Annotated in this window: 15 protein-coding genes; 4 read left to right on the top strand and 11 right to left on the bottom strand. The window is 44.7% G+C overall.

Annotated elements, in window-relative coordinates:
* Positions 1-20: 20 nt before the first annotated feature.
* A complete protein-coding gene (locus tag ACXAH1_RS04515; RefSeq protein ID WP_475194224.1) occupies positions 21-422 on the bottom strand; it encodes a hypothetical protein in 402 nt (133 codons plus the stop codon).
* A gap of 278 nt (positions 423-700) precedes the next feature.
* Here ACXAH1_RS04515 and ACXAH1_RS04510 point away from each other — a divergent pair, with 278 nt between their 5' ends.
* Positions 701-2,512 (top strand): hypothetical protein, encoded by a 1,812-nt coding sequence (locus tag ACXAH1_RS04510; protein WP_475194222.1) that lies wholly within the window; start codon positions 701-703, stop codon positions 2,510-2,512.
* A gap of 69 nt (positions 2,513-2,581) precedes the next feature.
* Here the strand turns inward: ACXAH1_RS04510 and ACXAH1_RS04505 are convergent, their stop codons facing one another.
* The 6 genes from ACXAH1_RS04505 to ACXAH1_RS04480 form a co-directional block, all read right to left on the bottom strand.
* Positions 2,582-2,923 carry a hypothetical protein gene (locus ACXAH1_RS04505; RefSeq protein WP_475194220.1) on the bottom strand — a complete coding sequence of 114 codons (342 nt, stop codon included), beginning with the start codon at positions 2,921-2,923 and terminating at the stop codon, positions 2,582-2,584.
* Positions 2,924-3,101: 178 nt separating this feature from the next.
* Complete coding sequence (locus tag ACXAH1_RS04500; RefSeq protein ID WP_475194218.1) at positions 3,102-3,338, bottom strand: hypothetical protein; 237 nt, start codon at positions 3,336-3,338, stop codon at positions 3,102-3,104.
* A 721-nt stretch (positions 3,339-4,059) separates the two neighbouring features.
* Positions 4,060-4,578, bottom strand: coding sequence for a hypothetical protein (locus tag ACXAH1_RS04495; RefSeq protein ID WP_475194214.1), 519 nt, complete (start codon positions 4,576-4,578; stop codon positions 4,060-4,062).
* Positions 4,579-4,980 (bottom strand): VanZ family protein, encoded by a 402-nt coding sequence (locus ACXAH1_RS04490; RefSeq protein WP_475194212.1) that lies wholly within the window; start codon positions 4,978-4,980, stop codon positions 4,579-4,581.
* Positions 4,968-5,420 carry a Coq4 family protein gene (locus tag ACXAH1_RS04485; RefSeq protein WP_475194211.1) on the bottom strand — a complete coding sequence of 151 codons (453 nt, stop codon included), beginning with the start codon at positions 5,418-5,420 and terminating at the stop codon, positions 4,968-4,970. Before ACXAH1_RS04485 ends, ACXAH1_RS04490 begins: the two co-directional genes overlap by 13 nt.
* A 73-nt stretch (positions 5,421-5,493) precedes the next feature.
* On the bottom strand, positions 5,494-5,958 hold the full coding sequence (locus ACXAH1_RS04480) for a hypothetical protein (protein WP_475194210.1): 465 nt from the start codon (positions 5,956-5,958) through the stop codon (positions 5,494-5,496).
* A 447-nt stretch (positions 5,959-6,405) separates the two neighbouring features.
* Here ACXAH1_RS04480 and ACXAH1_RS04475 point away from each other — a divergent pair, with 447 nt between their 5' ends.
* The 3 genes from ACXAH1_RS04475 to ACXAH1_RS04465 all read left to right on the top strand — a co-directional run bounded on the left by ACXAH1_RS04475 (position 6,406) and on the right by ACXAH1_RS04465 (position 9,033).
* Positions 6,406-7,695 (top strand): EF-hand domain-containing protein, encoded by a 1,290-nt coding sequence (locus tag ACXAH1_RS04475; protein WP_475194208.1) that lies wholly within the window; start codon positions 6,406-6,408, stop codon positions 7,693-7,695.
* A gap of 160 nt (positions 7,696-7,855) precedes the next feature.
* Positions 7,856-8,329 (top strand): redoxin family protein, encoded by a 474-nt coding sequence (locus ACXAH1_RS04470; protein WP_475194206.1) that lies wholly within the window; start codon positions 7,856-7,858, stop codon positions 8,327-8,329.
* Between the two features lie 119 nt (positions 8,330-8,448).
* A complete protein-coding gene (locus ACXAH1_RS04465; protein WP_475194204.1) occupies positions 8,449-9,033 on the top strand; it encodes a GNAT family N-acetyltransferase in 585 nt (194 codons plus the stop codon).
* A 64-nt stretch (positions 9,034-9,097) separates the two neighbouring features.
* Here ACXAH1_RS04465 and ACXAH1_RS04460 read toward each other — a convergent pair whose 3' ends face one another.
* From ACXAH1_RS04460 to ACXAH1_RS04445, 4 genes are all read right to left on the bottom strand, one after another.
* Positions 9,098-9,385: a transcriptional regulator gene (locus tag ACXAH1_RS04460; RefSeq protein ID WP_475194203.1), complete on the bottom strand. Its 288-nt coding sequence runs from the start codon at positions 9,383-9,385 to the stop codon at positions 9,098-9,100.
* Complete coding sequence (locus tag ACXAH1_RS04455) at positions 9,378-9,857, bottom strand: hypothetical protein (RefSeq protein WP_475194200.1); 480 nt, start codon at positions 9,855-9,857, stop codon at positions 9,378-9,380. The genes ACXAH1_RS04460 and ACXAH1_RS04455 overlap by 8 nt, the downstream gene beginning before the upstream one ends.
* Positions 9,858-10,178: 321 nt before the next feature.
* Positions 10,179-11,306, bottom strand: coding sequence for a PAS domain-containing protein (locus ACXAH1_RS04450; protein ID WP_475194198.1), 1,128 nt, complete (start codon positions 11,304-11,306; stop codon positions 10,179-10,181).
* 192 nt (positions 11,307-11,498) lie between these two features.
* Positions 11,499-12,773 (bottom strand): metallophosphoesterase, encoded by a 1,275-nt coding sequence (locus tag ACXAH1_RS04445; protein ID WP_475194195.1) that lies wholly within the window; start codon positions 12,771-12,773, stop codon positions 11,499-11,501.
* Positions 12,774-12,814 lie beyond the last annotated feature (41 nt).

Raw genomic sequence — 12,814 nt, 5'->3', positions numbered from 1 at the left:
GGTGCAGGAGATAATTCGATCTACTTATACCGCTCAGGAAACATTTTTCTTAATATGATGCCTGACCATAGATTTGCGTCGATTTCTCTGTGCCTGATTGCGTGGCGATTTACAACATCCATAATATCCATAACAAGCGCAGAAAAAGCCCCTGGATCTTTGAAAAACTCTGTCTGAGCTTTTTCACAGTCGCTATACACAGACAGAAATAATGGATTATGTTCTAGCTCTCTTGCAAGACTCTCATCATAGTCCAACATGATAGCTGGCTTGTTGTTCTCGCACTTGGGTGTCTGAACATTGTCTTCATTAGCATTGTCTTCAGATTTATGTCGCAGAGCTCGCTTCTTAAAAAATGAGACCACAAAGCAGACTGTAAATGCACAGAACATAACCAACATATAGACTTGTATATAGCTCACAACTCGTCCTTAGTACTGCACAAAAGCTTTAACCATGACAATGAAGAGCGAGAACAGTACCATTTAGCCTCGCAATCATCAATCACTGACAATTTATTCCAATCATATTACAGCGCGCAGGACTTGTGAGCGATATGTCACAGCCAATTATTATAAATAAAAGCTACCCAGCCTCGAACGTGGTCAGTAACTGTAATCAACTGTAATACAGCAAATGGCTAACCTTGACTATGTTTTAGCGCGACGAGCGGTAGAATACAAATCAAAGAGGAATTGAGATGAGCCAACAAATCCCAACCAGTCAAACCAAAGTTGATCCGGCATGGCGTAAACGTAAATGGTCTGACGTTCAGATCAGTGGTACTTGGTTAGCAACCCAGACCTGTAACAAAACCACTGATTTCATTACTCAGGGTGACACACCTGGCAACGTCGGAATTTGTTTTTCCGGTGGCGGTTCCATTGCCATGATTGCTGCACTCGGTCAGATGCGAGCACTCAACGATATGGGTGTACTCGGTCAGGCGCGGGCAATTTCAACGGTATCTGGTGGTAGCTGGGCTGTTGTACCTTTTACTTATCTGCCGGATCACATCGACGATGCAACTTTTCTCGGCCCTTTTGTGGAAGATCCTTCCACGCTGACATTGAGTACTTTAGATTACGCACCATCGGGCTATCTCGGCACAACCGTCACTCTGGATGGCATTAAGTGGGATAACATGGCGTATTCGGCTGGAAAGTTATTTGTTAACCCATACTTTCCAAATAACCGGATCTGGAATTATCAAATAGCAAAGAACATTCTGGAACCATCGGGATTGTCTTCCACTCATTTCGACGGACTTATGACGCCAGTCATCGAAACCGCATGGTTTGCATATAGTCGGGAAGACGCGGCGCATATAAAAGCACATTACCCGGGGTTACCTGACACAGTGCACACATATCAGCAAAGTGAGGGGCGTATAAAACGACCGTTCCATTTGTGCAATACAGCCGCATTTATTACGCCTAATACAAACCCGCAAACCGGTGATATGCTGGCGCCCGTCCAGTGCACCGCTATCGCAACAGGCATCTTTGCTGACGACTTAGGAACTGTGGAAACGACGGCTACTGATTTACAACAGGTTGGTGGCGGTTTAGTGTCAAGTTATTGTTTTGACACTCAACTCACCTCCTCGGCTAAGTCCAACATCAATGCCAAACTGCCCCTGAATAATGATAATCAGGTCTCAGCGTTTTCGCTTGCTGATGTTACCGCCAATAGCAGCGCGTTTTTTGCAACGGCCATTCAAGGAATGGATGGCATAGATCCTAAATATAATTACTGGTCAGCGGCAGATGTTGCTGAGGAAAAGCCGGGGGTGGCTGCACGCTTTGCGGATGGCGGTGGCATTGAAGACAATGGTATCGCTAATCTACTTGCTTTTGACGACATTGATCAGGTGCTGTCGTTCTCAAACGCCCTGCAAAGTGTTTACCGTGACCCGGATAACTCAGACAACAGCTGGAATATTGTGGTTGATATGTGGTTACCCACCTTGTTTGGATATACTCCTTACCAGCACACAGGCAATAAAGCAGGGTTGTCGGTTGGCTATCATCAATATGCAAATCTCACTGAAGCTCAGTTGCAGGGGCAAGGCATTCGTTACTTCAGACACAACCAGATATTTGACTCAGCACTTTTCCTGCCTTTTTTACAACAGCTATGGGACAGCATGGACAACTACACCAGACCTGCCGTTTATTTCAACGACGCCATCGAGGTGATGGCAAATAGCTGGTTCAACATTAAACCTCGCACCATTAAATGGCTGCTGATCCACTACGGTCCGAATAAAACATTTGAAGCAACGCTAAAACCCGATGTAAGAGCCAAACTCGACTCATACACAGCGCACTTTTCGGACGTACGGAAAAAGCATCCAAAACTCTACCCGCCCACACCTCTAGCTAATCAGTTCCCCAATATGGTTTTATTCGCAACTCATATGGAAGCGCCCTTAATGAACCTGTTTGCTCACTTCACCAGCTATGCGACAAACACGGAGCGTGAACGGATCCAGACCATGTTTAAATAGCCCTGAGACTTTTTGGCGGCCGACAGGCCGCTTTGTTTCTATGCAGCTGCTGAGTTTAAGGCGTGTTTCTTACAATGCTCTTAGCCTTAAAGCCAGCATATACACGCCAAAGTAAACCAACCAGAATAGTAAAAAAGGTATAAATGCGAAGGCAAGTGTTCCCACCAGAAGCCTTGATGGCTCAGCAGTGAAAAGACTTATCACGCTTAATACCATTGCAATGATTGCAGGGGCAGGAAAAGAAAACGGGAATACCCAAATAAATGCCGGGCTAAAAAAACAGGCTAACAGGCCACTTCGCAACGCCATTTTTTTCTTTAAGCTGAGATTTTCGGACTTACTGTAGCCAAATAAAACAATCAGGCCAGCAATAATCACATAGACTAAAGGCAGAAGTATCAGCATCCACATACAGACTCATCCATGTTTGTCCCTGACCTTTCGTATTACAGGATTCACTCTTTGGCATCAGAGACTAAAATTATTGTGTAACTCTTCAAGAATTAGAACTGTCGACAATAAGCTTTAGCTTAGACCCTAATAATGACACAACAATACCATCACACAAAAAGTAATCTGTACTAAATAACTAACTGCGAAAGGCAACGTATTCCCATAATCCAGGATACAGCCAGCCTAAAACAAGCAAAAAAGCACTTAAACTGATTGCTATAAAAATCACCCATTTTGGATGTAACTCATCACCTTCGAGGTTATCAATACCACCTGGCAACTCTTCTGGTAAATGAATGAGCTGCGAATGAGTAAGAAACAGGCAAAGGCAGATAGCAGAAAAGAGCAAGCTCAGCTCAAAGAAATAAGACAAAGTACTCGCTATACAAGGCAATATGATTGAAGCATTTAAAATACTGTGCCAGTATCTGAACATTTTTCTTGTTATGGCCCTATATCTTATGCAGAAGATAGTATAAAACCTTTTCTAGCAAAGCAATGATAAACACACCGATATCTTCCAGCTGAAATGAGAAATTTTTAACACTGTTAGCGTCATATTTGCTCCTTCAAATTGACATAGCAAAGCCAAACAAAATTAGAGCCGTGAAATATCCTCAAACTTCAAATATCTGCCGCAAATACTTCAAGATCAGGCACACCTCTTAGCTTATGGGAAGATATTAGGCCGCTAGATCCGGCTCTATCGCTTATCTGAATCAAACTTGAAGGTGACATCAAAACATCGGTGAGCGTGTTCTGACGCGTTAAACTGCCAACTTTTTAAAGCCCTAATTGACTCGCGGCTGAAGACTCGGCTCTTTTTAGAATCATTAATGTGATAACCAACTAACTTACCGCTATTGTCAACCGCCGCCCGAATATGGACAAAAGCGACCCCCTCAAGGTGTTCAGTATGTAATGGCCAGACGGGAATTACATGCTCCACCAACTGAAATGGCTCACCTATGCAAGATTCAACCACATATGTTTCAGTTTCAATAAAACTGACTAATGCCGAGGTTAAAAACAATCCAATCATTTTTTATAATAGTATTGGTGGAAAATGCATCAACAAATAGCTGTTCGTAACTTTATTCATGGTCTTCAACCCACTCCCTGTGTTGTTCCATGAAGTATTCCCAGTACTCTGTTTCACCCGAAATAGTTTGCAATTGACGCTCGATAATAGCGAGCTCTCTGGGGTCTGTAATTGTATTCTCATCGGGGCTAACTTGAGCAAAGCTCTGCTTACTGAGTTTGTTTAGATACAAGAGCGACTCCAAGAAAGAATTCAATGAAGTTGAAACTTGCTCTGGAACCCATTCCCCCTCACCATGCATAGCTGTATAAACCGGCATCAGAGGGTCACTTGTATCAACAAAAAACGGGTCGCCCAGTAGACTGTCAGTAGCTATGACGACCCAGCTTTGATACCAACTTCCCTCTTCTGTCCCTGTTAAATCTGAGCCATCAGGGTGAATGCTAAAGCCTATTTGTAGCCTGGCCAAAGTTGACTCATCGGCTACGCTAATGCCGGATGCACCAAAGAACGCCTCACTTATAGCGTGAGAAGTTAATGCCGTACTTATTTTCGTTATTGAACGGTCCACTTAAGAGTGCCCTCTTGTTTCGATTAAACTTCTATTCGACAAAATCCTTGATAACCACGTGAAGAAAATAATCCCACCCATATCAGCGATATAGTCATGCATATCTAACGTTCTTGTAGGTATAAGATACTGACTTAATTCTTCCACTGTGACAAAAACGAACACAGCAGCTGTGCCCCAAAAGACATCAATCGTACCGAGCTGGAAAACTTTAAATTTGCTGGCAACGTTAACGCATAAAGTGAGGGTACCAAACAATACAAAATGGCCAACTTTATCTCCATACGGAATCATTTTCACCAATTCAAAAAAAAGGCTTGGCTGAGCGGTGTTCGCCAAATAAATTATCCAGATGATAAAAAGAAAAAAGCAACAGGATATTATCGCGGTTAGTTTATACATAGCTCCTTCCTGAGAGAGTGTATGTTCTCAGAAATCATTTCTGTTACATCACAACTTTTTACCGGTTTGGCCACCCTCCCTCGCAGAATTTCCTTTTTTAAGAGTTTAAGTTTACTTGGAAATACCATGATTCCAAAAGTAAACAGAACTCTACCTGCAAATGTGGAGTGTTTATTGCCCCACATGAACGCCTGGAGCTTTAGCTCTTCTGTTACTGATGTTCCATAGCCCAAGAGCGTGTGATATGCATCATGCACTTCATATTTAGGAAGGTAGCCTAGATTTCTTGCGTCAAGGAATTCAAAAAGGCACCTTCCTAATGTATCGCGCTCCATCCTTTCAAGTTCTGCTAATGTAAATGGCCAAGCGGGTGGATTTCTAAACATGTTCAGGGTCGGAACACTTGTCTCAATACATTTAGCGAAGATTCTATATTTCATAACAATGCAACTCGGTTATATTAGCCCTTGCAGCCACTGGGCGTAAAGCCTGTATATTTTCATCGCTAAAATCTTACTTTACTTGTACGGCTGAGATTCTGAGTTGCAAAAACACAGATACCTCACTTGTATTAGTATGGTATTCAGATAAGTTAGATGCTGCTTTATAAAAGACATTCAACATATCGTGCACTTCTTCTTCGCCAGTCGTATGCAACTTAATCTCTGGGGGTGAAGACGGCTTTAGTATGAGCTGAGCCAGCACATTAAATGAGGTTTTACTTTCTTTGAATGAACTATCAGATATGTCGCTCAATGCTTTCTGAAGCTTTGTTATATTCTCTACAGAAATCTCATCAGCAACATTTCCAAATTCTTTCTGGTAAACAAATTTTTCTATGCGAATATTTGGTGCCGGGTACCTTTTGACTTCAGGTAAAAACACTTCCATTGCACTCATATGGCAAGGCTGATGATCTTCGCAAGCATAAGCCAGGTTAAAAGTTGACGCTAACAAAATAAATACGGCTAAACGCAATTCATACCTCCCAATACGATTAACTGCTTGGTCATGAGAACACCTTGATAAGTAATTTACTAAAGTAACAGACAAACGCCCACCTTAAAATTACTTTTCAGGAACAACAAGCTAACACTGTGACTCAAACAGCTCAAGTGCCACTTTGCGCCTTTTAACATAAACTCTCACTATACATACATGAAAGTAGCTATTTAAAACCTGTATCAAATGAACGATTAATAATATACCCTCCCAAAATAGAAAACATAGCTTATGCGTTCAAGCACCTCCACAGATAACTGTTCTGCTGGCCCTGCCACCGAGGCTTCTCACAAGATAACCACCTCTAAGTACTTCGAAATAACGGGTAATCAGCTGCGTTTAATGTGTAATACCCGGTAATGGTAACTTCTTAAAATTGCTCTAGAGTTAAGGTGACCGTCTCGATATTGAAAGGAATTTGTTATGGCCCCCCTCAAGCATTCTCTGCTCAGTGCTGCACTCACGACCTTGCTTGCATGCTCTACTGAGCCTTCAGGTTCAGCGGCTGACTCTGACAATACAACCAGCCAGGATCCCTTGTTTTGTCCTGCAAATATTAACTGGGTAACGAACCCCAATAACCCACCAAACGACATTCCGGGTGGTGGGCAGAATCTGTGTCAGTTTTATCAGTTTTCCTGGCAATGGTTTATCTCTTTAATCAACGCGCCAAATGGCAAGGACCGGACTTTCTTAAATGAAGACCGCTATGCCATCTATCTCGGTAGCGATCAGGACTCTTGTGCGCCCAATACACTGGAATCCAAACTGTTTGTCCGAGGAGATAAAGATCCACACACCACCAGTGAAGACTTCACAGCGCCCCATGAGATGAACCAGGCGCTGAATAACGCCGTATTGTATGACCAAAATGGGAATATCGTACTTTACGAGACTCGTTTTGATCGGGATATGTGCAATGTTGCCCGAGGCTCTGCAACTTTACCTGCAGGTACTACTGAGATTAAAACTTCGTGGCGTAAAATCACCGAAAAAGACATGTTAAACTATGTGTGGGTTCGCTCGGACACCAACAATGATGGCAAAATCGATGCCGATGAGTTGTACGGCATGGTGGGTTTTCACCTTGTGATTAGCACCAAAGATCACCCTGAGTTTATTTGGGCGACCTTTGAGCATAAATACAATGCACCCGATTGCCAAAAAGCAAATCAGCCAACCTCTGACTGGAGTTTTGCCAGTGAGCAATGTACAGCTGGCCTGCCAAATCCGGATGCAAATTGTGAGTTTAACAAAACGATCGACCCCACCAAGACCGGCGATTCTCCTTTGACAGGTACACCGACGGAAGTCTGTCAGGTTTATGCTCAGGGTACGGCCGAGGGAGACAACCAGGCAGAGCATAATCGGGCTAATATCATTTCTCTTAACGAGCAGTTAAACAAAGTATTTAAGCGTATGCCAACCTATAACTCTTTACGAGTACTGGCTAAGTACGAACTTGTTGGCGGGCTGTGGTTAAATGATGTGAGTCAACCTTCTAAGAATCGCGACAACCAGCGTGGGTCCATACAATTGGCAAACACGACGATGGAAACCAATGCTCAGCAAGGGTTTGCTGAGGTTGTCTATACAGGCCCGAGCAATCTGCAACCAGCAGCAAACTGTTTTAATTGTCATGGCTATTCTGGTCCAACTGAAAATGCGAAAGTAAGTCATATCTTTAGTTCTATCCATGGATCAAGTAATTAGCTTGTCTATACCGGTGATAACTCGCGGCGACAGGGTTATCACCAACTCCTTGCTCTCCTTTTCTCAGAAATTAGTTTAACCTTATTTTTTGTCCGTGTTTAGACACCGCTTTTACGTCTAGAATAGAGCTAATCTCCATAACATCCGATGAGGAAAAACCATGATTGAACAAGGACACGCCTTGCCCCAAGCCACTTTGAGTGAACTGACAGCTGATGGCATGGTCACGCACCAGAGTGACACCCTGTTTGCTGACAAAAAAGTCGTTGTGTTTGCCGTGCCAGGCGCTTTTACTCCGACCTGCTCTGCAGCTCACTTGCCAGGTTATGTCACCCTGGCTGACAAAATCAAAGCCAAAGGAGTCGATGCCATTGTCTGTGTTTCAGTGAACGACGCCTTTGTGATGAAAGCCTGGGGTGACGCGCACAATGCAAGCGAAATTATGATGCTAGGTGACGGTGATGCCAGCTTTACCAAAGCGCTTGGTCTGGATATGGATACAGACCGCTTCGGTGGGATCCGCTCTCAACGCTACGCTATGATTGTTGATAACGGGGTTGTCACCACTTTATTGGTTGAAGCACCGAAGACATTTGAAGTCAGTAAAGCAGAAGTGATCCTGGAAAAACTGTAAGTTTCGTTAACTCAGGGAGCGCTTAGCTCCCTTCCATGCGGCGCCAGACGTGTTTTACTTCATATTGGTATGTCATAAAAGAAATTGACAAACAAGTGTGCATTGATTGGAGAAATACCGTGACAATAAAAATACAACATGGATGGGATAGAAAGTATAGTCACTCGATTGCTCGCCTTTATGACCAGGCATTCGGAAACAAGTTTGCCAATGCAATCCCCTGTCGGGCAAAGCGACTTGCAGTCCTGGAAAGCTGTTTCTTACCAGAATACTCGTTCGTTGCACTGAAAAACGATGAACCGGTAGGGATTGCAGGTTTTAGTGAAGTCAGTGGCTCGTTAACAGCAGGCCTTGATACAAGCGGACTGTTCGAGCATTTAGGGATATTGGGCGGCATACGTGCCTGTTTGTTGTTTAGTCTCTATGAACGTCAGCCTGGAAAGAATGAAATGATGATGGACGGTATAGCCGTGCAAGAATCCTGTCGGGGACAGGGCGTAGGCTCCTGGTTATTGGACAGCATCATCTCTCATGCTCAGGCACGCGGTTACACCTCAGTGCGGCTGGATGTGATTGACAGTAATGCCAGAGCAAAAAAACTCTACACGCGCAAAGGCTTTGTTGTCACGAAAACAGAGCACTTTCCTTATTTGCACTGGCTGCTCGGCTTTTCAGGTTCAACAACCATGCTGTTGAACCTGTAACCTGATGAGTGTCAGTCAAACACCTCAATAAAGGTCGGAACAGAATTATTTTTGGCTGATGCCCTTACAAGCCAACAATCTCTTTCAGCGCCGCAACATGGCCAAGATAAGCTGTTTCACCTAGCTCGGTTAAGGACAGCCAGGTGCGCGGGCGAGATAAGCTGGCTCGTTTTGCCACTGAGATGTAGTTAGCCTGCTCGAGTGCCTTGACGTGTTTAGATAGCACTGAATCACTGACTTCAAGCTGCGCTTTAACCACAGAAAACTCAAGCTCTGAAACGGGGTGAAGTAACGCACAGATCTGTAGCCGATTATGAGCATGAATAAGCGAATCAAAGCAGGATTTACTCATTGCCAGAATCCTTTGTCAGCCATTCTCCCGCCGGCAGCTTGTAAAAAGCAAAGCTGCTAAACAGGAAAATCATCGCACCTGCGACATAAGCGGACTGCCAGATCCCCTGTTTGGTCAGATAGAATGCGAGCAATACAATAAAGGCACTCAAGAACGCTAGAGTAACAGTAGTTAGCGTTTTTCTTGATACACCTTTCAGGGTTTTTGCTTTTACGCCTGACACCCGCAGATAGTGAGACCAGCCCAGTGCCAATGCAATAACACTCAGTGCTGCGCCTATCGCTATCAAAGTCCAGAAACTACTTTGACTTGCCTGAGCGCTTGCCGTTGTAGCCAATGCAGCAAGCAAGCTAATAAGTACGTTTAACCAAACTGGCGGCCTTAAAAGCAGATTAGCCTGACGTTTGGCGGCATTCGCCGTAATAAGAGACGCACGTGCTACCTCTGCCCCGATATTTGAATTTTTGTTCATAGTCATTCCTTTACTTTCCATTGTGGAAACTAAAGATTAGCAGTGACTTTCCAATATGGCAAGTAATAATATAAAAGCGCCCAGGCACAAAGCTATGCAGGATCATACTGCTTCCAAATAGCTTAAGGTCGCTTACAGGTTCTTATAGACAACGAGTAACCCGCTCTGTCAGCCTGGTAGATTATGTACTGTCGGGAGCAGTCGGAAGAGCTTTTGAAACTTGTCCAGAGAGCACGGTAGGGACATTCATTTAGTGTGCAGTATTCCCAGGGTCCCTTGGAGCGCACATCAACAACCGCCCCAGCGGCAACAACGAGCCAATTAGTTTTCACCGATAAGAGATAACAACTGCTCACCGGCCATTATCGCATTGCTCTCGCCACCAAATACGTTGTCAGTTTCTTTTTCGACAAACACATCGTTAAGCCAGCAGTTTATGTCTTTATTAAACATTAGCAAAAACTCGATTGGAAAGGTGGGATCCGCAGCCTGAGACTCAAGACGATCCGCTACCTCATCGATCATCAATGCCCCATCGTTGAACTCAATACAAAAGTACAAGGTGTTGGCCAGTTCTTTGTAGAGTCTTGCAACATTTTTAAACCGAGTTTCAGAATAACCGTTCAGCTCTATTAAACCCGTTTCTGATTCGAGCTCGTTCAGAGCCCCAACAATGGATTCAACATCATCCTCTTCGATTGGGCTGTCGGTCCAGAACGCTTCAGCAGACATGGCTTGTTTGTTCAGGCGCTGATCAGCGCCATTATCTGAATCTTCATCTAGATCAAAAAACAGTTCATCGAAGCTGTTTTCATCTGGCTCCTGATACGGAAACGCTTCCTGAAAAAGCTCGACGTTGTCTTTGAGGTGCAATCGGCCATTGAGTAGCTTGGCACTTCTTTTCAAAGCACTCAGGACAGAATCAGCCCCTTTACCAAAGCGGCTGCCCTGGCGAGCCGATTCCTGATAAAACTGCTTAAACACGTCTGTCGATTCTCTGATCTGCCGCACCAGACGGCGCATGTTAGTGAGATCTTTCTGCAGGGAAATGTAATGTGTCACCTCCCCCGCTTCATTTGTTATCGCTGAGATATTCCACTCAACCGGATACATAGAGCCGTCTTTTCTGTAATTGACCGAAGAACCGTAAAAATAGCCGTTTTTTTCCAGTGCCGGGCTTAACCTGGCCAATACTCTGCGATTGCTCTTGGGCCCCTGTAATATGGCAGTTGACTGGCCAACTAACTCGGCAAGCTCGTAGCCGGTATGGCGACAAAATACCCTGTTTGCATACACAATACGGTAACCCTCATCACGATTCGCGTCAGTGACGACTATGGCGTGCTGCGAGCGCATTAACACTTGTTTGAGTAACTCAATTGGAGAGGAGTTTTCCAATAACTGGCCGAAAAATAAGGTTTCTTCCATGGAAGGATCATTGGTATTCATTGGCAGCTCAACTCATATTCGACAATAACAGTACCTAGCTAGCCTGACGGCAGTAAGTGGCGTACGCATGTCTGTTTGCGTGAGTTTAACTATAGTGCAAATTACCGAATACCATGAATTTATTGCTCTGAAACACTGACAGCTTGAGTGGGATAGCCCCAGCACTGACCTGCCGTGCTATCCCTTTGCTTATCAGTCACTACGTTTTGCAAAACTAAATGACTGTTCAGCCTCAAGCTTGCCACTTTGGTCATGTGGCGTCGTGTAAAAAGACACATTCAGTTTGTTCAGATTGTTATCCAGCTCAATATGGGCAAAGCCCCAGATGAAGCTTTTAGACCATACCAGATCGTATTCTGCATAGCGCTTCTCCTGCTGCTGTGCAAACGGTGTGTGTGTTCCGCGCATTTTTGCCGCAGCTCCACTGATAATCAAGGGCAGCTTAGGTTTAGAGTTATCTGGTATTACACGACTACAATCGTCCGTTAGCAGCTCCAGATCATGTTCATGCCCTGCGATATAGGCATCAGCATACTGACAGAGTTCAGGCAAAATGAGTCTTCTCAGTACGTGACCCTCGTCATATTTGGAACCACCGATTGACCACAGAATATGATGCCCGTACACCAGCTTCCACTTAGCCTTTGAGTGCTTTAATCCTTCCGCCAGCCAGGCAAGCTGCCGATGATCTTCGCCGTTGACTGGTACCTCATGACGTTCGATATCTTCAACCTCTGCCTGACCGGATGCAAGCGCGCTGGCTAAGCCCTGCTCACTACCATCGGGGCGAAGCGGCACCTCGTAATAGTGCTGACCTGAGAGCAACATATTGGTATCCAGTACAAACAGCTCTACATCGTTGCCAGCTTCACCTATGGTGTAGCTGTAGTAGCCTTTGGGCGACATATAAAAATTTGGTTGTTTTGCCATCCATTCTGTTTGAAGCTTCACGCCTTTTCGTGACGTTTTCCAGTCATGGTTGCCCAATGCGGAATATACGACCAGATCCGGTTGCTGCTCAAATAACGGACGCAGCGGTTTTAGGATCAGGTCGTTCATGCGCTGTTGATCATCTTTGCCATCGTTGGCACCGGCACCATCCGGATATATGTTGTCGCCCAACTGAATAGCAAAGTCGCATTTTTTCTGCTCGCACAAACTAGCCATCGCTTTGCCAGTTGCAAGTGCACCAGTTTGCTCAGTGGCGATGTCTGTGCCCGGATAAACGTAAACCGGCGCGTGATTGAACTCCTCAACTGGTCGATGCTCCGCTATCCAGTCTGCACGCTCTGCAGCAATGAATTGTGCTTTGTTCTTTGGCTTGTGGATGTGTTTTAACTTGGGGTAGTCCGGGTGATAGCCGCCGTCACCAAATGCCAGGAAGGACACCGAATTATTTGACTGGGCTGCAAAAGAGGCCAGAGCAGACACACTCAGGCAGGAAACAACAAATCGCTTTAAAGTCATAAATAGAACACAGTGCCGGGTTTCCCCGGCATGCTCCGCTA

The organism is Pseudoalteromonas sp. AWH4_217 (assembly GCF_056161105.1).
Note: the sequence above shows the minus strand (reverse complement) of the source record. Positions and strands in the feature narration are given on the sequence as shown.

What these genes read in the sequence shown, in the direction of transcription:
- ACXAH1_RS04460 (WP_475194203.1), bottom strand. Translation starts at nt 9,385, where the DNA reads ATGAGTAAATCCTGCTTTGATTCGCTTATTCATGCTCATAATCGGCTA.
- ACXAH1_RS04445 (WP_475194195.1), bottom strand. Translation starts at nt 12,773, where the DNA reads ATGACTTTAAAGCGATTTGTTGTTTCCTGCCTGAGTGTGTCTGCTCTG.
- ACXAH1_RS04490 (WP_475194212.1), bottom strand. Translation starts at nt 4,980, where the DNA reads ATGTATAAACTAACCGCGATAATATCCTGTTGCTTTTTTCTTTTTATC.
- ACXAH1_RS04475 (WP_475194208.1), top strand. Translation starts at nt 6,406, where the DNA reads ATGGCCCCCCTCAAGCATTCTCTGCTCAGTGCTGCACTCACGACCTTG.
- ACXAH1_RS04455 (WP_475194200.1), bottom strand. Translation starts at nt 9,857, where the DNA reads ATGAACAAAAATTCAAATATCGGGGCAGAGGTAGCACGTGCGTCTCTT.
- ACXAH1_RS04505 (WP_475194220.1), bottom strand. Translation starts at nt 2,923, where the DNA reads ATGTGGATGCTGATACTTCTGCCTTTAGTCTATGTGATTATTGCTGGC.
- ACXAH1_RS04450 (WP_475194198.1), bottom strand. Translation starts at nt 11,306, where the DNA reads ATGAATACCAATGATCCTTCCATGGAAGAAACCTTATTTTTCGGCCAG.
- ACXAH1_RS04485 (WP_475194211.1), bottom strand. Translation starts at nt 5,420, where the DNA reads ATGAAATATAGAATCTTCGCTAAATGTATTGAGACAAGTGTTCCGACC.
- ACXAH1_RS04510 (WP_475194222.1), top strand. Translation starts at nt 701, where the DNA reads ATGAGCCAACAAATCCCAACCAGTCAAACCAAAGTTGATCCGGCATGG.
- ACXAH1_RS04470 (WP_475194206.1), top strand. Translation starts at nt 7,856, where the DNA reads ATGATTGAACAAGGACACGCCTTGCCCCAAGCCACTTTGAGTGAACTG.